This is a genomic window from Actinomadura sp. WMMA1423 (assembly GCF_006547145.1).
Lineage (GTDB): Bacteria > Actinomycetota > Actinomycetes > Streptosporangiales > Streptosporangiaceae > Spirillospora.
Genome location: NZ_CP041244.1, coordinates 4,425,884 through 4,447,092, shown reverse-complemented (window position 1 = coordinate 4,447,092; position 21,209 = coordinate 4,425,884). Strand labels below are relative to the sequence as shown.

Sequence of the window (21,209 nt, the reverse complement as noted above, 5' to 3'; positions counted from 1 at the left end):
CGGGCATCGTGCCGGACCGGTTCGAGGCGACGCTGTCACCGCGGTGGCGCACGCTCCTGGTCGGGTGCGCGCTGCTCCTGTCGGCGCCGCTGGCGTTCCTCACGCCCCACGGTCTCCCCGGGGGTCCGGGACGGGCCGTCCTGGTCGCCCTTGTGCTCGTCCAGGCGGGGGCCGTCTGGTGGATGGGCGAGCGGCCTGGCGCGGTGACCGCCGCTGTGCTGCTGGCCGGGGGTGGGATCCAGTTCCTTTATCCGGACGTCGGGCCGGGGATCGCGCTGATGGTGGTGAGCACGTTCGCGTGGCTCCGTCCCGCCCGCAGTTCCCTGTGGGGCCTGGCCGGCGCGCTGGCGCTGGCCGTCGTCCTGCCGTGGACGTCCGGGGAGCCGCGTTACACCCTGCTGTGGATGGCCGCCGCCCTGCTGGCCTGGAGTTGGGGAGCGCTGGGGAGGGCCCGCTCCGCCCGCCGCCAGGCCGAGGCGCGGCGCGCCGTCCTGCAGGAGCGGGCCCGCATCGCCCGCGAACTTCACGACGTCCTCGCTCACACGGTCTCGGTCATGGTCGTCCAGGCCGCCGCGGCGGACGACGTGTTCGACGCCGACCCGGACAAGGCCCGCCAGGCCCTGCGCGGCCTGGAGGGCTCCGGAAGGCGGGCGCTCACCGAGTTGCACGCGTTGCTGCGCACCGTCCGCTCCCTGGACGGCGAGCCCGCACCCGGCGCCGAGGCCGCCGCGGAGCCCCAGCCCGGCCTCGCCGACCTCGACGGGCTGACCGGGCCCCTGGCCGCGGCCGGACTGCGCGTGACGCTCCGCGCCGAGGGCCTGGACGACCGGACGCTGCCCCCCGGAGTCGAACTGTCGGCCTACCGGATCGTGCAGGAGTCGCTCACCAACACCCTGCGCCATGCCCGTGCCCGCACCACCGAGATCACCGTCGCCGCCACCGACCGCGAACTCACCATCGACGTCCGCGACGACGGCGCCGGCGGCGGGCGCCTGACCGGACCGGGGACGGGGCAGGGCATCGCCGGGATGCGCGAACGCGCCTCGCTCGTGGGTGGATCGCTCGTAGCGGGACCCGATCCGGCCGGCGGGTTCCGGGTCCGTGCCCGGCTGCCCCTGGAGGGGCCGTGACCATCAAGGTGCTCGTCGCCGACGACCAGGACCTGGTCCGCGCCGGGTTCTGCATGATCATCGACGCCCGGGACGACCTGGAGGTCGTCGGCGAGGCGGGCGACGGCGAGGAGGCCGTCCGGGAGGCCGCCCGCCTTCGCCCCGACGTCGTCCTGATGGACGTGCGGATGCCCGGCACCGACGGCATCGCCGCGACCCGGCTGATCACCGCCGGCGCCGACCCGCCCAAGGTCGTCATCCTGACCACGTTCGACCTCGACGAGCCGCTCTACGCCGCGCTCCGGGCCGGGGCGAGCGGCTTCCTGCTCAAGTCCGTGCGCCCGCCGGAACTGGCCGACGCCGTCAGGGTGGTCGCCCGGGGCGAGGCGCTGCTCGCCCCGACCGCGACGCGCCGGCTCCTCGACCGGTTCGTGGCCGTCCAGCCGAGCGTGCCCGTCCGGCCCGAACGGCTGGCCGAACTGACCGGCCGCGAGGCGGAGGTGCTCGCGCTGGTCGCGCGGGCCGCCTCCAACGCCGAGATCGCCGGGCATCTGGGCCTCGCCGAGGCGACCGTGAAGGCCCACGTCTCGGCCGTCCTGCGCAAGCTCGGTGCCCGCGACCGCGTCCACGCCGTCGTGATGGCCTACGACCTCGGTATCGTCCGGCCCCGCCCCCCAGCCTGAAGTCGCATCCGCAAGACCCGTCACGCGGCCGAGGCCCACCTCCCCCGCGCCGCCTAGCCTGGTCACGAGAAGTGAGAACGCCATCACCGAGGGCAGGCGAGCCATATGTTCAGGTCACGGCGGGTGCGCGAGGACGAGGCGTGGGAAGGCGTCGTCACCGCCAAGTCCCGCAACATGCCGGACGGGTCGAATCTCTACCACTACCTCAAGGTCACCTTCACCGACGGCCGGAGCAAGAAGATCCGCGTCGGCGGCTCCCTCTGGAACTCGCTGAACCCGGGCGACCAGATCGTCAAGCGAGCGGGCTCCGACCCCGTCAAGAAGTAGCGGCGCCGGGCCGCCCCACTGATCGATCACCAGGAGAACCACATGCGCAAGGTCGTGCTCTACCACCTGATGTCGCTGGACGGGATCGCCTACGAGGACGGCGACTGGTTCGTCGACGAGGGCACCCGGCTGGTCGACTACCTCGGCAGGGTCATAGCCGCCCAGGACGCCGTCCTGCTGGGGCGCGGGACGTACGAATACTGGGTCGGGCACTGGCCCGCGTCGGACTTCCAGCCGTTCGCCGACTTCATCAACGGCACCCGCAAGCACGTCGTCACCTCCAGCGCGCTCAGCCGGGAATGGACGAACTCCACCCGTGTCACCACTGACGTGCACGACTACGTCACCGCCTTGAAGCAGGAGCCAGGCCGCGACATCGGCATCCACGGCAGCATCGAACTGGCCCGCTCGCTGCTGAGGGCCCGTCTCGTCGACGAGCTCCGGCTGGTCGTCGCCCCCTCAGTGGTCGGGCAGGGCAGGCGCGTCTTCGAGGGCGACGGCGTCCAGTCGTGGAAGCTGTCCGAGGTCGAAAGGGGAAAGAACGGAACGCTCTTCCTGGACTACGGCCGCTGACCCGCCGGCTCGGGCGGACGGTTCGCGCGGGTCCAGGGCCAGGTGATCAGGGCCCAGCCGAGCAGGATGACCACCGTCTCGACCAGCACGTACCAGGGCCAGGGGCCCATCAGGTCCAGGACCGAGCCGGTGCCGGGCTTGTCGTTGAGGTACCCGTAGTTCGTCCCCGCGCTCAGGTTGAAGACGAACGTGGCGACGGCCCACGCCACGGTGACGGCGACCGCGAACCCGTAGTCGCCCCAGTCCGGCCGCATCCCGAGTCCCCAGGTCAGGTACACCGCGGCCCACACGATCATCAGGTGCATGCCGAAGAAGCCGAGGTAGTCGATGCCGGGATAGTCCGCGCCGTTGAGCGCCGGTGTGAGCAGTCCCTGCACCGACAGGGTGAGCCCCCAGTAGTAGGTCAGCGCGAACCAGCGCCGGCCGAGCGTCCACAGCGCGCCGACCGCGGCCGGCCACGCCACGTCGCACAGCTGGAGGGGCAGCGAACCGCCGATCCGCCACTGCCCGGGGAGCAGGGCGTGGACCTGGGTGCCGATCATCACGTACACGACCGCCAGCGCGTACGCCCTGCCGAAGCCCCGCGCCTGGCCGCCGAACCCCGTGCCCGGCTCCGCCTCCGCCCGCTGGGCGCGGCCGACGGCCACCAGGCCCGCGCAGCCGACCGCGAACAGCCCGAGCGCCGCCCAGTGCGAGGCGCCGTAAGCGGCGAAGCGCCCGGCGGCGGTCAACGGCATGCGGTGATGCTAACCGCCTCGGACGTCCGGGGAGCGTTGGCCGGGGCGGGCTCCCCGCGAACGGGAGCCGCAGGGGAGCCGTCCGGTGCGCGGGGGGCCCGCACCGCCGCTCTCCGATGCCGAGAGTGAGTCCACTGCGGTCCCGGGGTGCTGTGCGCGGTCCTGATCATCGCGGTGCTGCTGCGGCGGCGCTCCGGCGCGCGGGCGGCCGAACCCGGCGTCTGACCGCCGCGCGTCCGCGGCGGCGTTGACCGCCCGGCCGCGGGCGGTGTCAGCGGAGCAGGGTCGCGGAGTGGTCGGGGACGTAGGTCTGCATGTCGCGCGGCGGCCGCTCGTAGCCCTTCGGGGGCGGTCGCTCGGGCAGTGGCAGCCGCGGGGGTTCCACGGTGCGGTAGGGGATCGTCGACAGCAGGTGGGCGATCATGTTGATCCGTGCGCGGCGCTTGTCGTCGCTGTCCACGACGTACCAGGGCGCCTCGGGGATGTCGGTGTGCACGAACATCTCGTCCTTGGCGCGGGAGTAGTCCTCCCAGCGGGTGATGGACTCCAGGTCCATCGGCGACAGCTTCCACCGCCGCATCGGGTCCTCGAGCCGGCTGCGGAAGCGGCGCTCCTGCTCGGCGTCGCTCACCGAGAACCAGTACTTGCGCAGCAGGATCCCGTCCTCGACGAGCAGCCGCTCGAAGATGGGGCACTGGTGGAGGAAGCGCGTGTACTCCTGCTTGGAGCAGAAGCCCATGACCCGCTCGACGCCCGCCCGGTTGTACCAGGAGCGGTCGAACAGCACGATCTCGCCGGCGGCGGGGAGGTGCTCGGTGTAGCGCTGGAAGTACCACTGGCCGCGCTCGCGGTCGGTCGGCACGGGCAGCGCGACGATCCGGGCCACGCGGGGGTTCAGGTACTCGGTGACCCGTTTGATCGTGCTCCCCTTGCCGGCCGCGTCCCGTCCCTCGAAGACCACGACGACGCGGGCGCCCTCGGTGCGCACCCATTCCTGCAGCTTCACCAACTCCGCCTGGAGGCGGGCCAGCTCCGGCTCGTACACCTTCCGGGGCAGGCGCTCGACCTTGCTCATGGGGAGATCCTTACCCATCCGCCACGCCCTGTCGTGCCAAGAGGCCGGCCGGAGACGGCATGCCGGCTCTCGATCCTGTTCCGGGCATTCAATGCTATTTCGGGTGTTTTTACTTCGAAGGGTGGAGGAATGCCGGGTGGACCGCCTTAGCGTGAAGGGCATGGACGATGTCGCGGCGCGCGACAGGGTCTTCGAGGCGGGGACCCGGCTCTTCGCCGCACTGGGATACGACGAGACGAACCTGCGGCTCATCGCGGACGCCGCGGGCGTTCCGGCCGCGCGGATCACCGACCTGGTCGGCAGCAAGCGCGAGCTTTACGTCGACATCATGCAGCGCGCCTACGAGGACGAGTACGCGACGCTCCGGGAGGCGGTCGACACGACCGGCTCCGCCCGCGTCGCCCTTCACCAGATCCTGGACGCCTACATCGACTACCACGTCTCGCACCCGCTCATCCATGCGGTGTGGATGCACCGCTGGGAGGCCGATGCCCTCGACCTGCCCGATCTGGAGGACCGCTACCAGCGTCCCCTCCTCCGGATGTGCACCCGCCGGATCCGCGACGCGGTTCCCCCCGACGTCGATCCCTACTTCGTCCTGTCTCCGATGGTCTGGTGCGTGTACGGCTTCATCAGTTCGGGCGTGTTCGCCCGCGGCCACGGGAGGGTCGATGCCACGGATCCGGCTGCCCTGGCCTGGTTCCGCAGCTGCATGCACCTGCTCATGGACCGCCTGACGACTCCGGCCGCTCCCTAGGGCCGCTCCGGCCGCCGGGAGCCTTCCGGTCACGGCGTCGCGGAGCGCAGGTAGGGCGCGAGCAGTTCGTGGGCGAGCCGGCGTGCCGCGCGTTCGGCGAGGCCTTCCTCGATCATCCGCGTCAGGGCGTAGACGACCGACTGGACGAGCTCGGCCGTCCGGTCGGGATCGGACGCGCCGTGGTCGGCCAGGGCCGCGCGGAGCGGCGTCTGGAGTTCGTCGTGGAGCAGCCGGCTGGAGTTCGCCAGCGTGTCGGTGCGGCCGGTGGCCGCGAGGGCGCGGGCCAGCGCGTGGTCTCCGCGGGCGACGAGCCGGATGTTGGCGTAGACGTAGGCCAGGACCCGGTCGCCGGGCGTCCTGGCCTTCGCCATCTGCGCTTCGACGTAGGCGGACCAGCGCGGGAAGGTGTCGACGATGAGGGCGTCGAGCAGATCGTCACGGGACTTGAAGTAGGCGTAGACGCTGGAGCGGGCGAGCCCGGCCTGGCGGGCCACGTCCGCCAGGCTCGGGGCCCGCTCAGCCTCCTCGGACAGGAGAGTGCGGGCCGCGTCGAGCAGGGCGGCCCGCTGCGCGGCCCGGTGCTCCGCCACGGTCGGCGCCTGGATCTTCGGCATGCGGCCCCCTCTCCCCGGTCCCGCCGGACCAGCCGGACCCGCCGGGCCGCCCGGCCGGGACGTCAGGCGAGTGCGGCCAGGCGCCCGTCGATCATTTCGTACACCGTGTCACAGTGTTCGAGAACGTCGTGATCGTGGGTCACCATGACGGCCGCGACGCCGAACCGCTCCGCCTCCCGGGCGAGCAGGCGGACGATCTCGTGGCTGCGCGCCCGGTCCAGGGCGGCGGTGGGCTCGTCCACGAGCAGCACGCTCGGCTCGGTCACCAGGGCGCGGGCGATCCCGACCCGCTGCCGCTCCCCGCCGGACAGCTGGTGGGGGCGCCGGCCGGCCTTGTCCGCCATCCCCACGTCCTCGAGCAGCGCGAGGGGGTCGCGGCCGGAGCGCGCGCGGCGCGGCCGGAACCGCAGGGGCAGCCGGAGCTGGTCGGCGGCGGTGAGCGCCGGGACCAGGTTGCCCGACTGGAAGACGAACCCGACGTGCTCGCGCCGCAGCTTCGCCCTGGCCCTCGCCCCGGCGGCCGTGATGTCGAGCCCCGCCAGCGTGACCGTGCCCCGGTCCGGCCTGGCCAGCCCGCCCGCGACGGCGAGCAGGCTCGACTTTCCGGCGCCGGACGGGCCGACGATGGCGGCCAGTTCCCCGGGGCGCACCACGAGGTGGACGTCGTCGAGGGCCTGGACGGTCTCGGCGCCGTCTCCGTGCGTGAGGCAGACGCCCTCCATGACCAGCCCCGGCCGGTCGTTCGCGCCGGCCTCCCGGGGACCGGCGGTCGGCGTGGTCTGTCCGGTCATCGGTTTCCTCCGAGGGCGGTGGCCGGGTCGATGGACGCGATCCGGGCGACGGCGGCCCCGGCGCCGACGAGCCCGAGAAGGACGAGCCCCGCCGCCGCGGCCGTGACGCTCGGGGCGCTGAGAGCGAACGGCATGCCGCCGCCGGTGATGAGCGAGCCGAGGGCGACGCCGATACCGGCGCCGGCCGCGACGGCGGCGACGAGGAGGAGGAACGCCTGGGTGAGCGCGTCGCGCAGCAGCCAGCCTCTCGACGCGCCCATCGCGCGCAGCACGGCGACCTCGTGCTTGCGCTGGATCGCCCAGACGGCGAAGAACGCCCCCACGACCAGGGCGGAGATGGCGTACAGGAACACCTGGATGAGCTGGAGCGTGGACGTCTCGGCCGTGTAGCCGGGCGAGGCGCCGTAGGACTCCTCCAGGGTGAGGCTCTCGGTGCCCGCGGCGGCGTCCCCCGCGGCGAGGTCGACCGAAGCGCCGGACTTCGCGCGCACCGCCACGGCGGTGATCTCCTGCGCGGCGTGCGCGGGCACCGCGTCGCCCGGCGCCGCGCCGGCCTTGATCAGCTGCCAGGTGCGCAGGGGCACGTAGGCGACGTCGACGTGTCCGAAGGTGTTCTGCCGCGGGGTGGCGCCGACGACGCGCAGCTTCGTCCCGAGCCGGGCGACCGTGATCGTGTCGCCGATGCGCAGGCCGGCGTCCAGGGCCGTGGCGCTGACGACGATGCCGTCCGGGCCGTCCAGCCGCGCGCCGTCGCTCACCTCGGGGGACAGGAACGAGTCCGGCGCCACCCCGAACAGCGCGAGGTCGACGTCCACGCCCCGGTCGCTCTTGGTGTTGACGAGCGTGTTCCCGTAGGGGGCCGCCTCCGCCACGCCCGGCCGGCTCCGCCAGGCGTCCACGGCGGACATGTCCACCACGCTCCGGGAGAAGGCGGAGTCGTGCTGGACGCCGCGCTCGAAGGCGAAGGAGGTGACCGGCAGGTTCTGGAGGCCGGACACCCCGTCCCTGACCAGGCCCACCGACAGCCCGGACAGCATGACCATGAGAACCGCGATCAACCCCACGACGGCGCCCATCAGCCCGAACCGGACCTTGGCGAACCGCAGTTCGCGAAGTGCGAGGAACATCAGCCCCCCGCCCGCGTTTTTGTCGACATCATGTCGTCAAGATACCAACACGGTGTCGCGAACCTCCCCCGGGTCGGCCGGTGGGAGCGGGCCCCGGGCGCGTCGAGTGCGGGGCACCGGCCTGATCTCGGCATTCGCGGCGGCTGTGACAGCGACGATCTTCGCGGCGCTGAGCCTGGTGAGCGGGCCGGAGGGCCCGCCCCGATGGGAGTTCGTCTTGCTGTCTCATGCTCGCCCCGCCCTGGCGCTCGCGCTGGCCGCCTCGATGACGACCGGTGGCTGCGGGATCGTGGGGAAGGCCAAGGGGGAGGCCGACGCCCCCGCCGGGAGCGCCCCGCCGCCCGCGCCGGCACCGGCGCTGACGGAGGATCAGGTGCGACCGGTCCTGGTGCGCTATACCGCCCGGTCGAACCGCGTCCACAAGCTGCTGGACGCCAAGGGCGCCGCCGGCGTGTACGCCGGATCGTCGCTGCAAGTGGAGACCGCGAAGTACCGGATCTTCAAGGCGAACAGGCTGCGGTTCAAGCCGGCCAGGTACGGGCAGATCCTCGGGGCGAGCCCCAAGTTCACCGGCCATCCCAAGTGGTTCTTCGCCGTCATGACCGACAACGGCGCGAACCCGCCGGTGCGGGACCACATCGTGTTCGTCCAGGACCAGGCGGGCGGCCCCTGGCGCGCCGCCTACGCGCCGCTTTCCACCAAGCCGGTGAAGGGCGCGATCGCGCCGGGCGTGGACGTCGCCGACTACCCGGACGTCGTCCCGGGATCCGACGCCTCGCTCGCCCTCGCCCCCGACCAGGTGGCGCCCGCGCTGGCGGACGCGATCAACAGGGGCTCGCGGAGCGGATACATCCGCTCGTTCACGGTGCCGGCGTGGGCGAAGCAGAAGCGCGGCAGCCTGCTCCAGGACCGCAGGACCTTCCGCGCTCAGCGCTGGGTGGGCAAGGCGTCCTACTCCGGATCCAGGGCCCCGGCGTACGCGGTGCGCACCACGTCCGGCGGCGCGCTCGTCTGGTCGGCGATCGAGCTGACCGAGTCGTTCCGCCGCGCCGGCGGGGGCGCCGGGATCAACTGGAGGCACAAGGACTGGGGCGACCTGCTCCGCCCGTTCACCGGCCGCTCCAGCATGAAGAGGTCCATCACCACGGTCGAGCGGATCGAGATGCTCTCCTACGTCCCGCCCAAGGGCAGGGGAACGATCAGGGTCATCGCCTTCCGCTGGGCTCCGATCCGCGTCACCGGGAGCTGATACCGCAAGGCCGTTTTGTCCCGGTCGCCGAAACGCCGCCCCATTCGCCCGCGATCGCTTACGCGTGCCGGCGAATGGAGCGGCGCTTCATGAGGTGGCCGTGCTCAGGCTCAGCCGCCGGCCTTCCACGCGTAGCCGCCGTTCTTGTAGCCCCGGATGATGACGTACGGCTTGTAGGTGTGCCGGTTGCCCGTGTAGTAGAACGCGCCCTGGGCGTAGGACGTCACGTAGGCCCAGCTGCTGGGGTGGGTGACCTTCTTCTGGGCCCAGCCGCGCCACCTCCACACGTTCTTGTTGTAGGTGTAGGCCTTGTAGTTCGCCCGGTAGGAGCGGACGTAGCGGCCGTCCCAGCACCAGGTGAGACGCTGGGTCACCGCGATGATCCAGCGCCCGTTGGAGGCCTTGCGGCCGCGGGTGCGCTGGTAGTACCCGCAGGACTGGGCCGCCCTGATGGTGTTCGCCTCCTTGGCGGTGTACGGCTGGCCCGACGCCTGCGCCTCGGCGATGAGGTCCTTCTTGGAGATCGCCCCCTGGCTGGTGGTGGTCACCTCCTTGCCGGTGGAAGGCTTCGTCTGCGCCTGCGCGGCCGGGCCGGCGGCCAGGACACCGGCGGCCAGAGCGCCGGTAAGGACGGTCACTGTGGCGACACGCCGCATGTAGATCCTCCATGGATCGATTCGGGGGGAGCGCGCGAGGCCCTACAGGATGGGTCCATCGGGGCCGTCGCGCCTTTTTTCGCCTTATGTGATGCACGCGACGACCGATTGGTTCCGACTTGTTTTGAACTGCCCATGCATTCCCCTGCGGCGCCGCGACGCGACCATTCCGCGGAGGCGGGCAGGCGGTCCGCCGGTGCGGCGGCCGCTCTCCGGGCGCGCGGCCGTCCCCCCTCCTCCGGCGACCTGACGGGCTTTCAGCCGCGTCCTCCCGGCGGTAATCTGACGGGCAGTCAGATTCGGGCGGGGGACACCGCCCGTCCGGCCGGCACTCGGAGGCGTGGTCCCGATGGAAGCTCACACCAGGCCCGGCGCGCCGCTCGCCGGGGTCCGGATCGTCGAGGCGTCGATGCTCGGGCCCGGCGCCGCCACCACCCATCTGGCCGACCTCGGCGCCGATGTGATCAAGGTCGAGCCGCCACGGGGCGACTACCTCCGCGAGACGACCTGGCCGCTGGTGTCGGGGGTGTCGCTGATGCACCTGCACATCGGCCGGGGCAAGCGCAGCATCGTGCTCGACCTCCGCACCGCCGAGGGGCGGGAGGTCTTCCTCGACCTGGCCAGGGGTGCCGACGTCGTCGTGGAGGCGATGCGGCCGGGCGGCCTGGCGCGCCGCGGCGTCGGGCCGGACGTGCTCGGCGAGGTCAATCCGCGCCTGGTGTTCTGCGGCATCTCCGGGTACGGCGAGACGGGCCCGTACCGCGACCTGCCGAGTCACGGCGTCGCCTTCGACACCTGGGCCGGGCTCGTCCGCCCGGAGCCGACCGGGGACGGCCACTGGGCGATCCCCGAGCACCCCTCGACGGGCATCAACGCCGGGCCGCTGTTCGCCGCCCTCGGCATCCTCGCCGCGGTCGTCCGGGCGCGGGCGACCGGCGTGGGAGGACGGCTGGAGGTCGCGCAGTCGGACGCCGCCGCGTCGATGGACTGGCTGCGCAGCGAGACCTGGCGGGCCTACGAGCGCCCCGAGAGCGAGGTCACCGGCAACCGCGCCGACGGGTTCCGGCGCCGCGAGCCGGGCACGGCCGGCATGCGCGGCGGGGTGCGCTACCAGTTCTACGCGACCGCGGACGGCCACATCCTGCTCATGGCCTCCGAACGAGAGCTCTGGCGCAACTTCTGTACCGCCGTCGGCCGTCCCGACCTGTTCGACCGGCACCCGGGCTCGCGCTACGCCGACCACGCCGTCGGCGACACCGTGCTGCGCGACGAGCTGAAAGAGATCTTCGCCGGGCGCCGCAGCGCGGAATGGATCGCGTTCGGCGCCGAGCACGACGTGCCGATCGCGCCGGTGAACACGCCCCGGACCCTGGCCGCAGACCCGCAGTTCCAGGACCGCCTGCCCTGGCTGCCGGCCGAGCGCCTCGGCACCGACCAGCTGCCGAGCCCGATCAGGTTCGTGGGTGAGCCGCGCCGGATCCCGAGCCGCGCCCCGGAGCTGGGCGAGCACACCGCGGAGATCCTGCGCGAGGTGCTCGGCCGCGACGCGGCGGCGATCGCGCGGCTGCGCGCGTCAGGCGCGCTGGGCGGACCGGACGCGGCGGGCGCCGCCCGCCCGGCCTCCGGCACGCCGGGCGGCTGACCTCGCCCCGGAGACGGTCGATGTTGGCTATTGCACATATCTGACGACCCGTCATATTGTCACTTCCACTGCGTCCTTGGAGGTGAGACCATGGAACTCGCCCAGAACAGAACGAGTTCTGCGATCCCACGGCACGATCCGGAGCCACCGCCCGCCGCCGTCCGCGCGTCCGGGATCGAGCGCCGGTTCCGCCGGGGCCGCGCGGACGTGCACGCCCTCGGGCCGATCGACCTCGACATCACGGCGGGCGAGTTCTGCTGCGTCGTCGGACCGTCCGGATGCGGCAAGTCGACGTTCCTGCGGCTGGTCGCCGGGCTGCTGCGGCCGAGCGCGGGACGCCTGGAGATCCGCGCCACCGCCCCGCACCCGGCCGCGATGATCTTCCAGGACTACGGCATCTACCCCTGGAAGACGGTGCTGGCCAATGTCCGCTTCGGGCTGGACGTCCAGGGCGTCCGGCGCAAGGAGGCGACGAGGCGGGCCCGCGACTGGCTCTCCCGGATGGGCCTGACCGACTTCGCCGACGCCTACCCCGCCGCGCTGTCGGGCGGCATGCGGCAGCGCGTGTCGATCGCCCGGGCCCTCGCCGTCGAGCCGGAGGTCCTGCTGATGGACGAGCCGTTCGCCGCGCTCGACGCGCAGCTGCGCACCATCCTCCAGGAGGAGCTGCTGGCGATCTGCGAGGCGGACCGGCGCACCGTCCTGTTCGTGACGCACAGCCTGGAGGAGGCCATCGTCCTCGGCGACCGGGTGCTGGTGATGAGCGCCCGCCCCGGCCGCGTCCTGGCCGAGCGCACCCCTCCGTTCGGCCGCCCCCGCAGCGGGGACGTCCGGCACTCGCCCGAGTGCGCGGAGCTGAAGGCCGAGCTGTGGGACCTGCTTCGGGGCGAGATCGAACCGGCTGGAGGCGGCGCGAGATGAGCGGACGGCAGACCCTTCGGGCGGCGACGGCGCAGGAGCGGGTCATCGTGCGCGAACCGGGAGCCGCCGAGCGGTCCCCGGCCGGGGCCGCGGCCCGCCGGCGCGCGCTGGAGCTCGGGCTGGCGATCGGCGTCCCCGTCGTCCTGATCGGGCTGTGGCAGGTCGCCTCGGACCAGGGCTGGATCGACGCGCGGCTGTACCCGGCGCCGACGACCATCGTCGCCAACGGGTGGGATCTGGCCGTGGACGGCAGGCTGTGGCCGGACGTGTGGGTGACGACCCGCCGGGTCGTCCTCGGCTTCCTGATCGGCACCGGCATCGGCGCGCTGCTCGGGCTGGTGATGGGGACCTCGCGGACGGTCCGCGCCGCGCTGGAGCCCCTGCTCGACGCGCTCTACGTGGTGCCGAAGCTGGCGCTGCTGCCGATCTTCCTCAACATGTTCGGCATCGGCGAGGGGCCCCAGCTCGCGCTGGTGGCCGCCACCGTCTTCTTCTTCGTGTGGATCTCCACGATGTCGGCGTTCCTGGCCGTCCCCGAGGGGTACCGCGAGGCGGGCGCGGTCTTCGGGGCGGGCCGGTGGCAGATGTTCCGGCACGTCCTGCTGCCCGGCGCGCTGCCCCAGATCATGGTCGGGGCCCGGATCGCGGCGGGGGTGTCCGTCCTGGTCATCGTGGCCTCGGAGTTCGTCGCGGCGACCGACGGGCTGGGCTACCTGATCTTCAACTCGCGGGCGCTGTTCCAGAACGACGTGATGTACGTCGGCATCGTCTGCGTCGCGGTCCTCGGCGTGGTCTTCTCCGAGATCATCCGCTTCCTCGGCCGGCGGCTGACCCCCTGGGCGCCCGGTGACCGCGACCGCGTCCGTACCTGACCAGGCGTTCCACTGCCGGAGGACAAGATGAGAATCCCCCTGTTCGTTCCGATCGTCGCCGCGGTGGCGCTCGCCGCCGGCGCGTGCGGCGGGGAGGGCGCCGTCAGCGCCGACTCCCCGCGCAAGGCACGTCCGATCAGCCCGGTGGCGGACTGCGGCGCGGCGGCTTGGAGCGATCCAGCCGACCTGGCCCCCGACCGCGCCCCGGCCCGGTGCAAGGCCGGCGCCCCCGCGCCGAAGCCGCTGGCGAGGAAAACCAAGATCACGGTGTCCTCCAGCACCGGATCGGCCGAGTTCGTGGCCCCGCTCAAGCTCGGCATCGCCAAGGGCGAGTTCGCCAAGGAGAACCTGGAGGTGGAGTTCAAGCAGCTCCCGGTCGCCGACTCGATCCCGCTGCTGGCCAAAGGCGACCTCGACGCGATGTGGTCCGCCCCCGAGGCCGCGTTCTTCAACGGCCTCCAGCAGAAGTTCGAGCTGCGCTGGGTGCTCGGCAACTACTCGTCCAACCCGAAGTCCAAGTCGGGGCTCTGGGCCCGCGTCCCGAACGGGACCGCGCCCGAGGCCGCCAAGCTCGACGACGCGCAGATCGGCTCGCTCATCGGCAAGGGCAGCGTGATCACCTACCCGATGAGCCAGGTGCTCGGCCGGCACGGCACCAGTCTCAAGAAGGTCCGCTTCACCAGCCTGACCGGGCCCGCCGACACGGTGACCGCGCTGGAGAACGGGGGAGTGGACGCGGCCTGGATGGTCGACCCGGTCTGGAAGCAGGTGGACGGCAAGCCCGGGATCCAGTTCCTCGGCGGCCAGCCCCTCGGCGAACCGCTCGGCGGCCTGATCTACGGGCCGGGGATGCTGCGTGAGAACCCGGACGCGGGCGTGGCGTTCGTCCGCGCGCTGATCCGGATCGTGAACACCTACTTCGTAGGGGACTACAAGAAGAGCGCCGCGTTCGTCGGGGAGCTCGCGTCGAGCCTCAACCTCAAGCCGGAGATCCTCACCGCGGTCCCGGCCCCGATCTGGGACTGGGAGATCCGCAAGGGCACCACCGACCGGTTGCAGAAGGCCTACGTCGAGGGCGGCGCCCTGGGCAGGACGGTGCCCGAGTCGGAGGCCGTCGACCGCACCTTCTACGCGGAGGCCGTGGGCCACAAGCCCTGACCCCGCCACACGGCAGGGCATGGCACGGCCCCGGAACCGGGAGACGGTTCCGGGGCCGTACGGCGTTCCGGTGGTGTCGCGGGAGGTCCCGCCGCGCGGTGGCGGCGGGGGCCCGCTCAGACCAGGTCGAGCTTCAGCATCCGGATCGCGTTGCCGCGTGTGATCTTGTAGACGGTCTCGGCGTCCAGGCCCTGGAACATCTCCTCGGCCACCTTCCTGGTGTGCGGCCAGGTCGAGTCGGTGTGCGGGTAGTCGGTCTCGAAGGTCACCCGGTCGACGCCGATCCGGTGGAGCGACTCCAGCCCGTGCACGTCGCGGAAGAAGCACCCGTACACCTGGCGGTGGAAGTAGACCGACGGCGGCTCGGGGATGGTGTCCCGCACGCCGCCCCAGGCCCGGTGCTCCTCCCACACGTCGTCCACCCGCTCCAGGACGTAGGGCAGCCAGCCGATCTGCCCCTCCGAGTACGCCACCTCCAGTTGCGGGAAGCGGACCAGGACCCCGGAGAACAGGAAGTCGCACAGCGAGGCCATCGCGTTGTTGAACGAGAGCGCGGCGGAGACCGCGGGCGGCGCGTCGGCGGACGTGGCCGGCATCCTGGACGACGACCCGATGTGCATGTTCACGACCGTGCCGGTCTCCTGGCAGGCGGCGAAGAACGGGTCCCACGCGCCGGAGTGGACGCTCGGCAGCCCGAGGTGCGGCGGGATCTCGCTGAAGCAGACCGCGCGCACGCCCCGCGCGGCGTTGCGGCGCACCTCCCGCGCCGCGAGCTCGGCGTCCCAGAGCGGGATCAGGCAGAGCGGGATCAGCCGCCCGCCCGAGTCGCCGCACCACTCCTCGACCATCCAGTCGTTGTAGGCCCGCACGCAGGCCAGACCGAGCTCGCGGTCCTTGGCCTCGGTGAAGGTCTGCCCGCAGAACCGGGGGAAGGTCGGGAAGCACAGCGACGCCTCGACATGGTTGAGCTCCATGTCGGCGACCCGGGCCTTGGGATCCCAGCAGCCCGGCCGCATCTCGTCGTAGGTGATGGGGGACATCGTCATGTCGTCGCGGTCGAACCCCACGGCGGCGACGTGCCGCTTGTGGATGTAGACGAGGTCCTCGTAGATCCAGCAGTCGGCCTGCGGGCCCTCGTCGTCGAAGGTCTGGCGGTAGGTGCCGCCGCCGAGGTGCTCCATCGCGCCGATGCCCCGGCGCTCGACCCGGGGGCCGCGGTCGCGGAGCGCGGCGGGCAGCCAGTTCTGCCAGACGTGCGGGGGCTCGACGACGTGGTCGTCCACGCTGATGATCTTCGGTAGCTCGCCGAAGGACAGACTCATGTCTCACATCCGAACTAAATCTGATGGGTCGTCAGAAACAAGGTAACGGCGCGCCGCCGATTCCGGAAGGTGGTCGGCGAGTGAAACTGACGGCCCGTCAGGCAGGTGTCGTGACGGCCAGCGCGTCCAGTGCGACGGCACCGTCCGGCAGGACGGCGAGGGGGTTGACGTCCAGCTCGGAGAGCACTCCGTCCAGCTCCAGCCCCATCCGCTGCACCTTCATGATCACGTCGACGAGCGCGCCGACGTCCGCCCTCGGCCTGCCCCGGGCACCGTCCAGTAGCGCGAACCCGCGCAGCCCGGCCAGCATCCGGTGGGCCTCGGCGGCGTCGAACGGCGGGACCCGGAAGGCCACGTCCTGGAACACCTCCACGAAGACCCCGCCCAGGCCCGCCATCACCGTGGGCCCGAACAACTCGTCGTGGGCCAGGCCGACGACCGTCTCGACGCCGCCCCGCACCTGCTCGCAGACCAGCGCCGCGTCGACCCCGGCGTGTGCGGTGACCCGCCGGTACGCCTCGCGCACCTGCGCCGCCGAGCGCAGGTCCAGACGCACCAGCCCGAGGTCGGACTTGTGTGCCATGCCCGGCCCGCACCCCTTCAGGACGACCGGGAACCCGACCGACGCCGCGGCGCGGGCCGCCGCCGTGGCGCTGCCCACCAGCTCCTCGCGGGGGGTCCGGATCCCGTACGCGCGCAGCAGTTCCTTGGCGGTGTGCTCCGAGGCGGGACCGGCGGCGAGCAGCCGCCGCGCCTCGGCGGCGGCGGGCGAGGGGGTGCGCGGCACGTCGGAGAACGGGGACCGGTAGCGGGCCTGGAACTCGTGGAAGCCGAGGTAGGCGCGCACCGCCCCGACGCAGTTGGCGAAGGTGCGGAACACCGCCAGCCGCCGCGATCCGAGCAGGATGTCCCGGTAGGCCGGCTCGGTTCCGGCCGGTGATCCCCACACGACGCAGACCGGCTTGTCGGTGCGCTCGGCGATGTCGGCGAGGTCCCGGGCCAGGACGTCGCTCATCGGGGGGAACGCCCCGGTGATCGGGCAGATCAGCACCCCGACCGCCGGATCGGCGACGAGCGCCTCCAGGATGCGGCGGCCGCGCCAGTCGCCGACCGGATGGCCGCCGTTGTCGACCGGGTTGGAGACCCGCAGGTAGCCGGGGATCCACTGGTGCAGCGTCTTCTGCGTCTCGGCCGACAGCTCGGGCAGTTCCAGGCCGGCCGCCGAGCACAGGTCGGCCATGTGCGCGCCGGTGCCGCCCGAGATGGCGTACACGCAGACCCCGCCGCTCGCCGGCGGCTTCGCGCGGGCGAGCAGCGTGGAGGTGTCGAGCAGTTCGTCGAGGCCGTCGACCCGGGTCACGCCGAACTGCCCGAGCACGGCGGAGGCGACCGCGTCGGACCCGGTGAGCTTGCCGGTGTGCGAGGCGGCCATCGAGGCGCCGTCCCGGGTCCGTCCGACCTTCACCACGACGACCGGCACGCCGCGCCGGGCGGCGTGGTCGGCGGCGAGCATCAGGGTGCGGCCGTCCTTGAACCCCTCGACGTATCCGGCCACCGCGCCGACCTCCGGCAGGTCGGCGAAGTGCCGGAGGAAGTCGGCGAACTCCAGGTCGGCCTCGTTGCCGGTCGGCGCCCAGTGCGACACCCGGACGCCGAGCTCCTGCGCCTGGAAGACGGGACGCCCCTGGTGGCCGCTCTGCGAGATGAGCGCGATCGCGGGACCGTCCAGGTCGTCGCGGAACTCCTCGAACGCGTTGAGGTTGGTGTTCGGGCCCAGCACCCGGGGCCCGTCCAGCGCGAGCCGCCCCATCCGCTCCTGGGCGTCCCTGCCCTCGTCGCCCAGCTCGGCGAAGCCGGACGCGAATACCACGGCGAAGCGGGCGCGGACGGCCGCGAGCTCGTCGAGCACCCCCGACGGGTCGCCGACCAGGACGGCGGCGACGTCGATGGGCTCGGGCACGTCGGCCACCGTCCGGTGGCAGGGCTCGCCGTCCACCCGGTCGCGTCCGGGGTTGACCGGATGGACGCGGGCGCCGACGCGCTCGGCCCAGGCGCGCAGCCGCCGGTAGACGGCGGTGTTCGGCCGCCCCGGCGAGTCGGAGGCGCCGACGACCGCGAGCGTGCGCGGCCTGAAGAACACGCCGAGATCCTCGTCGCGGAGCGCCAGGACCCGGCCGCTCACGTCCCGTTCGGTGTCCTCGGCCCGGGAAGGGCTGTGATCTGACATGCCGTCAGTTTAACCTCGGAAAGGGAAATATCTGATGGGGCGTCAGATGAATGCGCGCGCGGGAGGGCCGTGCTCCGCCCTGGTGGGAACACGTGCGCGTCCGGGCCGCCCCGGACGACGGTCACTTGGGCGGGCGCCTGCCCGAGACGGCCCAGAAGACGAGCTGGGCCATGCTCTCCCGCAGGTCGGCGACGCTGATCTCCCAGGACTCGTAGCCCTGCTGGTGGGCGGCGTTGTGCGCCAGCATCCCGACGAGCGCCCCGGCCAGGGCCTCGGGGTTGACGTTCTCGGCCACCCGCCCGCGCCGCTGCGCGCCGGCTATCACCGCGGCGAGCGCGGTCATCACGTTGTTGAGCATGCGGACGCGCAGCGCGTGGAAGCGGTCGTCGCCCTCGATCGTGGCGAGGTCCACCACCCGCAGGACCGCCTCGTTGTCGCGCCAGAACTCCAGGAAGCCGTCGACCAGCATCTGCGCCGTCTCGTACCCGGACTTCCCGGTCCACGGCTGGTCCTCGACGAGCGGGCGCAGCCGCTTGCCCGCCTCGGCCATGTCGGCCGCGATGGTGAGGACGGCGGCCTCGATGTCGGCGAAGTACTGGTAGAAGGTGGCGGGGGACGTCCCGGCCCGGCGGGCCACGTCGATCACCGTGATGTCGCGGTAGGGCGAGGTGGCGAGCATCTCCGTCAGACGGTCCAGCAGCCGCTGCCGGGTCGCCTTGGCCCGCCGGCCCGCGACCCTGCCGTCTGAGGTCAGCACGGTTTCTGGCATACCGTCAGTTTAGGGCCTCCGAACCGCTCTGACGCCGCGCTCGCCCGGCCCGGCCGCGGGTCCCGGCCGCCCGATGGCCGGGGGAACGGACGATGCCTGTTTGAGTAATTTCGTCCTGTTATCTAGTTAGACTGCTGCGTTTTGACCTGTTCATTACTAAATGTCAGTTAATCGGATGGCTAGGGTGGGAGCCGATCGGATGTGACGCGGTGCGGACGCGCTGTGCGGGGCGGTGATGACTTCAGCGGTATCGAGCACGGCGAGCGAGCATCGGCTGCCGCGGCTTCCCGCGGACACGACGAGCTTCGTGGGGCGGCGGAACGAACTGGCCGAGCTCAGGCGCATGCTGACCGAATCGCGGATGGTGACCCTGACGGGCGTCGGGGGGGTCGGCAAGACGCGGCTGGCCACGCGGCTGGCGACGGTCGTGCGGAGGGCGTTCCCGGACGGCGTGTGGGTGATCGAACTCGCCGAGGTGGAGAAGCCGGAGCTGCTGGCCGCGACGGTCATGGAGGCGCTGGAGATCCGGGACCACTCCCATCGCCCCTCGGCGGACGTTCTGGTCGAGCACCTGCGCGACAAGCACATGCTGGTCGTCCTGGACAACTGCGAGCAGCTCCACGACGAATGCGCGGTGCTGGCCGAGAGGTTGCTGCGCTCGGCCTCGCATCTGCGGATCCTGGCCACGAGCCGGCACGTCCTGGGGGTCGCCGGCGAGCAGACGCTCCCGGTGCCGCCCCTGTCGCTGAACAGCCTCGACCCGCGCGGGACGGCCCGGCCCCCGCCGATGTCGGAGGCGGTGCGCCGTTCGCCGACCGCGCCCGGTCGGCGGTCCCCGACTTCACCGTCACCGACGCCAACCGGGTGGCGGTGGAACGGGTCTGCCGGCGGCTGGACGGGCTCCCGCTCGCCATCGAGCTGGCGGCGGTGCGGCTCCGGGTGCTGTCGGTGGACCAGTTGCTCGACCGGCTCGACGATCGCTTCCGGTTGCTGACCGGGGGATCGCGGGCGGTGCTGCCGCGGCACCAGACGCTGCGCGCGCTGATCGACTGGAGCCACCTGCTGTGCACGGAGCCGGAACGCGTCCTGTGGGGCAGGATGTCGGTCTTCGCCGGCGGCTGCGACCTGGAGGCGGCCGAGGACGTGTGCTCGGGCGACGGGATCCCCCGCGCGGACGTCGTCGACCTGATCGCGGCCCTGGTGGAGAAGTCGATCCTGAGCCGTGAGGACCAGGGCGGTGTGGTTCGGTACCGGCTGCTGGAGAGCATCCGGCAGTACGGCCGGGAGCGGCTCGCCGAAGCCGGGCAGACGGCGCGGTTCCGGCGCCGCCACCGCGACTACTACGGGAGGCTGGCGGCAGAGGCGCGCGTCCGGCTGTTCGGCCCCGACCAGATCGCCTGGCTCGACAGGCTCCAGGTCGAGCACACCAACCTGCGCACCGCGCTGGACTACTGCCTCTCCGCCCCGGGCGAGGCCGGGGCCGCGCTGAGGATCGGCGCCGACCTGCTCTACCACTGGATCACCAGTTTCTATCTGGCCGAGGGGCGCCGCTGGATGGACCGGGCGCTGGCCCTGGACACCGGAGCGGACGAGGTCCGCGCCAGGGCGCTGTGGTCCAGCAGCTGGCTGGCGATCATCCAGGGCGACCTCGACGGCGCCGCCGCGATGTTGGAGGAGAGCCGGGCCATCGGGGAGCGGCTGGGGTGCGGCGAGGTCCTGGGGTACGTGGCCCTGTACTCCGGGATGATCGCCATGTTCCGGCAGGACGCCGACGCCGCGATCGGCCTCTACGAGGAGGCGGTGGAACGCCACATCGCCGCCGGGGACCCGGTCGGCCACGCGCTGGCGCTGATCAGACTCTCGCTCGCGCACTCCTTCCTGGGTGACGCGGCACTCGCCGTGTCCATCGGCGAGCAGGGGGTCGCGGTGTGCGAGGCGCACGGGGAGGGCTGGCACAGGGCGTACGCCCTGATGGCCCTCGGAGTGGAGGTGTGGCGGCAGGGCGACGCCGCCCGCGCCACGGCGATGGAGCAGGAGAGCCTGCGGTTCAACCGCTCGCTCGACGATCCTCTCGGCCTCGGGGTCAATCTGGAGGTGCTGGCCTGGCTCGCCGCCACCGGGGATCAGTACGCGCGGGCGGCCCGGCTGCTGGGGATCGCCCACTCCGTGTGGAAGGCGGTCGGTGCCGTCCTGTCGGGGTACGGGCACCTCGTCCGGTACCACGACGTGTGCGTGGACGACACCCGCCGGGCGCTCGGCGAGCAGGTGTTCCACAAGGAGTTCGAGTGCGGCGCGGGCCTCTCCGGCGAGGACGGGCTCGCCTACGCGCTGAACGAGGCGGCGTCCGCGGACACGGGGGAGCGGGACGCCGAGGAACCGTCCCCGCTGACGCCCCGGGAGACGCAGATCGCGCGGCTGGTGGCGGAAGGGGCGAGCAACAAGAAGATCGCCGCCACGCTGGTGATCTCCCAGCGCACCGTCGAGGGTCACATCGAGCACATCATGAACAAGCTCGGCTTCAACTCCCGGGTCCAGATCGCCGGCTGGATCCACGATCGAGGGCGGGCGACCGGCACCGGGCCCGGGGGGTGACGGCCTGC

General features: G+C 72.4%; 21 protein-coding genes. 12 read left to right on the top strand and 9 right to left on the bottom strand.

From position 1 onward, the window contains the following. The first annotated feature begins 8 nt into the window (after window positions 1-8). The 4 genes from FKD65_RS20480 (at window position 9) to FKD65_RS20465 (ending at window position 2,692) form a co-directional block, all read left to right on the top strand. On the top strand, window positions 9-1,130 hold the full coding sequence (locus FKD65_RS20480) for a sensor histidine kinase (protein ID WP_141579020.1): 1,122 nt from the start codon (window positions 9-11) through the stop codon (window positions 1,128-1,130). Beyond that, window positions 1,127-1,792, top strand: coding sequence for a response regulator transcription factor (locus FKD65_RS20475; protein ID WP_141579019.1), 666 nt, complete (start codon window positions 1,127-1,129; stop codon window positions 1,790-1,792). The genes FKD65_RS20480 and FKD65_RS20475 overlap by 4 nt, the downstream gene beginning before the upstream one ends. A 105-nt stretch (window positions 1,793-1,897) precedes the next feature. Then, window positions 1,898-2,119 carry a hypothetical protein gene (locus FKD65_RS20470; RefSeq protein WP_141579018.1) on the top strand — a complete coding sequence of 74 codons (222 nt, stop codon included), beginning with the start codon at window positions 1,898-1,900 and terminating at the stop codon, window positions 2,117-2,119. A gap of 42 nt (window positions 2,120-2,161) precedes the next feature. Beyond that, a complete protein-coding gene (locus FKD65_RS20465) occupies window positions 2,162-2,692 on the top strand; it encodes a dihydrofolate reductase family protein (RefSeq protein ID WP_141579017.1) in 531 nt (176 codons plus the stop codon). Here FKD65_RS20465 and FKD65_RS20460 read toward each other — a convergent pair. After that, window positions 2,680-3,429 (bottom strand): TIGR02206 family membrane protein, encoded by a 750-nt coding sequence (locus FKD65_RS20460; RefSeq protein WP_141579016.1) that lies wholly within the window; start codon window positions 3,427-3,429, stop codon window positions 2,680-2,682. The two genes, FKD65_RS20465 and FKD65_RS20460, sit on opposite strands and share 13 nt — an antisense overlap. Before the next feature lie 271 nt (window positions 3,430-3,700). Then, window positions 3,701-4,504 carry a polyphosphate kinase 2 gene (gene ppk2 / locus FKD65_RS20455; protein ID WP_141579015.1) on the bottom strand — a complete coding sequence of 268 codons (804 nt, stop codon included), beginning with the start codon at window positions 4,502-4,504 and terminating at the stop codon, window positions 3,701-3,703. Window positions 4,505-4,664: 160 nt separating this feature from the next. On the opposite strand from ppk2, the gene FKD65_RS20450 reads away from it, so the two are divergent. After that, window positions 4,665-5,261, top strand: coding sequence for a TetR/AcrR family transcriptional regulator (locus tag FKD65_RS20450; RefSeq protein WP_168221120.1), 597 nt, complete (start codon window positions 4,665-4,667; stop codon window positions 5,259-5,261). A 29-nt stretch (window positions 5,262-5,290) separates the two neighbouring features. Here the strand turns inward: FKD65_RS20450 and FKD65_RS20445 are convergent, their stop codons facing one another. The 3 genes from FKD65_RS20445 to FKD65_RS20435 form a co-directional block, all read right to left on the bottom strand. Continuing rightward, on the bottom strand, window positions 5,291-5,875 hold the full coding sequence (locus FKD65_RS20445) for a TetR/AcrR family transcriptional regulator (RefSeq protein WP_141579013.1): 585 nt from the start codon (window positions 5,873-5,875) through the stop codon (window positions 5,291-5,293). A gap of 62 nt (window positions 5,876-5,937) precedes the next feature. Continuing rightward, window positions 5,938-6,666, bottom strand: a complete 729-nt coding sequence (locus FKD65_RS20440) for an ABC transporter ATP-binding protein (protein WP_141579012.1) — start codon at window positions 6,664-6,666, stop codon at window positions 5,938-5,940. Next, a complete protein-coding gene (locus tag FKD65_RS20435; protein WP_141579011.1) occupies window positions 6,663-7,793 on the bottom strand; it encodes an ABC transporter permease in 1,131 nt (376 codons plus the stop codon). The genes FKD65_RS20440 and FKD65_RS20435 overlap by 4 nt, the downstream gene beginning before the upstream one ends. A gap of 145 nt (window positions 7,794-7,938) precedes the next feature. Here FKD65_RS20435 and FKD65_RS20430 point away from each other — a divergent pair, with 145 nt between their 5' ends. Further along, the gene (locus FKD65_RS20430; RefSeq protein ID WP_141579010.1) at window positions 7,939-9,042 is read left to right on the top strand and encodes a hypothetical protein; all 1,104 of its coding nucleotides are present in this window, start codon (window positions 7,939-7,941) and stop codon (window positions 9,040-9,042) included. A 110-nt stretch (window positions 9,043-9,152) separates the two neighbouring features. Here the strand turns inward: FKD65_RS20430 and FKD65_RS20425 are convergent, their stop codons facing one another. Further along, entirely contained in the window at window positions 9,153-9,698 is a 546-nt protein-coding gene (locus tag FKD65_RS20425) for a hypothetical protein (protein ID WP_141579009.1), read from the bottom strand. Window positions 9,699-10,047: 349 nt separating this feature from the next. On the opposite strand from FKD65_RS20425, the gene FKD65_RS20420 reads away from it, so the two are divergent. The 4 genes from FKD65_RS20420 (at window position 10,048) to FKD65_RS20405 (ending at window position 14,291) form a co-directional block, all read left to right on the top strand. Continuing rightward, a complete protein-coding gene (locus FKD65_RS20420; protein WP_141579008.1) occupies window positions 10,048-11,340 on the top strand; it encodes a CaiB/BaiF CoA-transferase family protein in 1,293 nt (430 codons plus the stop codon). A 90-nt stretch (window positions 11,341-11,430) separates the two neighbouring features. Further along, window positions 11,431-12,261: an ABC transporter ATP-binding protein gene (locus FKD65_RS20415; RefSeq protein ID WP_141579007.1), complete on the top strand. Its 831-nt coding sequence runs from the start codon at window positions 11,431-11,433 to the stop codon at window positions 12,259-12,261. Further along, the gene (locus FKD65_RS20410) at window positions 12,258-13,133 is read left to right on the top strand and encodes an ABC transporter permease (RefSeq protein WP_141579006.1); all 876 of its coding nucleotides are present in this window, start codon (window positions 12,258-12,260) and stop codon (window positions 13,131-13,133) included. Before FKD65_RS20415 ends, FKD65_RS20410 begins: the two co-directional genes overlap by 4 nt. Before the next feature lie 27 nt (window positions 13,134-13,160). Beyond that, entirely contained in the window at window positions 13,161-14,291 is a 1,131-nt protein-coding gene (locus tag FKD65_RS20405; protein ID WP_141579005.1) for an ABC transporter substrate-binding protein, read from the top strand. A 116-nt stretch (window positions 14,292-14,407) separates the two neighbouring features. Here the strand turns inward: FKD65_RS20405 and FKD65_RS20400 are convergent, their stop codons facing one another. From FKD65_RS20400 to FKD65_RS20390, 3 genes are all read right to left on the bottom strand, one after another. Next, the gene (locus FKD65_RS20400; protein ID WP_141579004.1) at window positions 14,408-15,613 is read right to left on the bottom strand and encodes an amidohydrolase family protein; all 1,206 of its coding nucleotides are present in this window, start codon (window positions 15,611-15,613) and stop codon (window positions 14,408-14,410) included. 97 nt (window positions 15,614-15,710) lie between these two features. Beyond that, complete coding sequence (locus tag FKD65_RS20395) at window positions 15,711-17,840, bottom strand: acetate--CoA ligase family protein (RefSeq protein ID WP_141579003.1); 2,130 nt, start codon at window positions 17,838-17,840, stop codon at window positions 15,711-15,713. 121 nt (window positions 17,841-17,961) lie between these two features. Next, the gene (locus FKD65_RS20390; protein WP_205718737.1) at window positions 17,962-18,609 is read right to left on the bottom strand and encodes a TetR family transcriptional regulator; all 648 of its coding nucleotides are present in this window, start codon (window positions 18,607-18,609) and stop codon (window positions 17,962-17,964) included. 235 nt (window positions 18,610-18,844) lie between these two features. Here FKD65_RS20390 and FKD65_RS45605 point away from each other — a divergent pair, with 235 nt between their 5' ends. Continuing rightward, window positions 18,845-19,603, top strand: coding sequence for an AAA family ATPase (locus tag FKD65_RS45605; protein WP_240810258.1), 759 nt, complete (start codon window positions 18,845-18,847; stop codon window positions 19,601-19,603). Window positions 19,604-19,707: 104 nt separating this feature from the next. Then, complete coding sequence (locus tag FKD65_RS46640) at window positions 19,708-21,201, top strand: LuxR C-terminal-related transcriptional regulator (protein WP_368367275.1); 1,494 nt, start codon at window positions 19,708-19,710, stop codon at window positions 21,199-21,201. The last annotated feature ends 8 nt before the right edge of the window (window positions 21,202-21,209 follow it).

Bases quoted from the DNA above. Each gene is read 5' to 3' on its own strand.
- FKD65_RS20470 (WP_141579018.1), top strand. From the start codon at position 1,898: ATGTTCAGGTCACGGCGGGTGCGCGAGGACGAGGCGTGGGAAGGCGTC.
- FKD65_RS20465 (WP_141579017.1), top strand. From the start codon at position 2,162: ATGCGCAAGGTCGTGCTCTACCACCTGATGTCGCTGGACGGGATCGCC.
- FKD65_RS20460 (WP_141579016.1), bottom strand. From the start codon at position 3,429: ATGCCGTTGACCGCCGCCGGGCGCTTCGCCGCTTACGGCGCCTCGCAC.
- ppk2 (WP_141579015.1), bottom strand. From the start codon at position 4,504: ATGAGCAAGGTCGAGCGCCTGCCCCGGAAGGTGTACGAGCCGGAGCTG.
- FKD65_RS20450 (WP_168221120.1), top strand. From the start codon at position 4,665: ATGGACGATGTCGCGGCGCGCGACAGGGTCTTCGAGGCGGGGACCCGG.
- FKD65_RS20445 (WP_141579013.1), bottom strand. From the start codon at position 5,875: ATGCCGAAGATCCAGGCGCCGACCGTGGCGGAGCACCGGGCCGCGCAG.
- FKD65_RS20440 (WP_141579012.1), bottom strand. From the start codon at position 6,666: ATGACCGGACAGACCACGCCGACCGCCGGTCCCCGGGAGGCCGGCGCG.
- FKD65_RS20435 (WP_141579011.1), bottom strand. From the start codon at position 7,793: ATGTTCCTCGCACTTCGCGAACTGCGGTTCGCCAAGGTCCGGTTCGGG.
- FKD65_RS20425 (WP_141579009.1), bottom strand. From the start codon at position 9,698: ATGCGGCGTGTCGCCACAGTGACCGTCCTTACCGGCGCTCTGGCCGCC.
- FKD65_RS20420 (WP_141579008.1), top strand. From the start codon at position 10,048: ATGGAAGCTCACACCAGGCCCGGCGCGCCGCTCGCCGGGGTCCGGATC.
- FKD65_RS20415 (WP_141579007.1), top strand. From the start codon at position 11,431: ATGGAACTCGCCCAGAACAGAACGAGTTCTGCGATCCCACGGCACGAT.
- FKD65_RS20410 (WP_141579006.1), top strand. From the start codon at position 12,258: ATGAGCGGACGGCAGACCCTTCGGGCGGCGACGGCGCAGGAGCGGGTC.
- FKD65_RS20405 (WP_141579005.1), top strand. From the start codon at position 13,161: ATGAGAATCCCCCTGTTCGTTCCGATCGTCGCCGCGGTGGCGCTCGCC.
- FKD65_RS20400 (WP_141579004.1), bottom strand. From the start codon at position 15,613: ATGAGTCTGTCCTTCGGCGAGCTACCGAAGATCATCAGCGTGGACGAC.
- FKD65_RS20395 (WP_141579003.1), bottom strand. From the start codon at position 17,840: ATGTCAGATCACAGCCCTTCCCGGGCCGAGGACACCGAACGGGACGTG.
- FKD65_RS20390 (WP_205718737.1), bottom strand. From the start codon at position 18,609: ATGCCAGAAACCGTGCTGACCTCAGACGGCAGGGTCGCGGGCCGGCGG.
- FKD65_RS45605 (WP_240810258.1), top strand. From the start codon at position 18,845: ATGACTTCAGCGGTATCGAGCACGGCGAGCGAGCATCGGCTGCCGCGG.
- FKD65_RS46640 (WP_368367275.1), top strand. From the start codon at position 19,708: ATGTCGGTCTTCGCCGGCGGCTGCGACCTGGAGGCGGCCGAGGACGTG.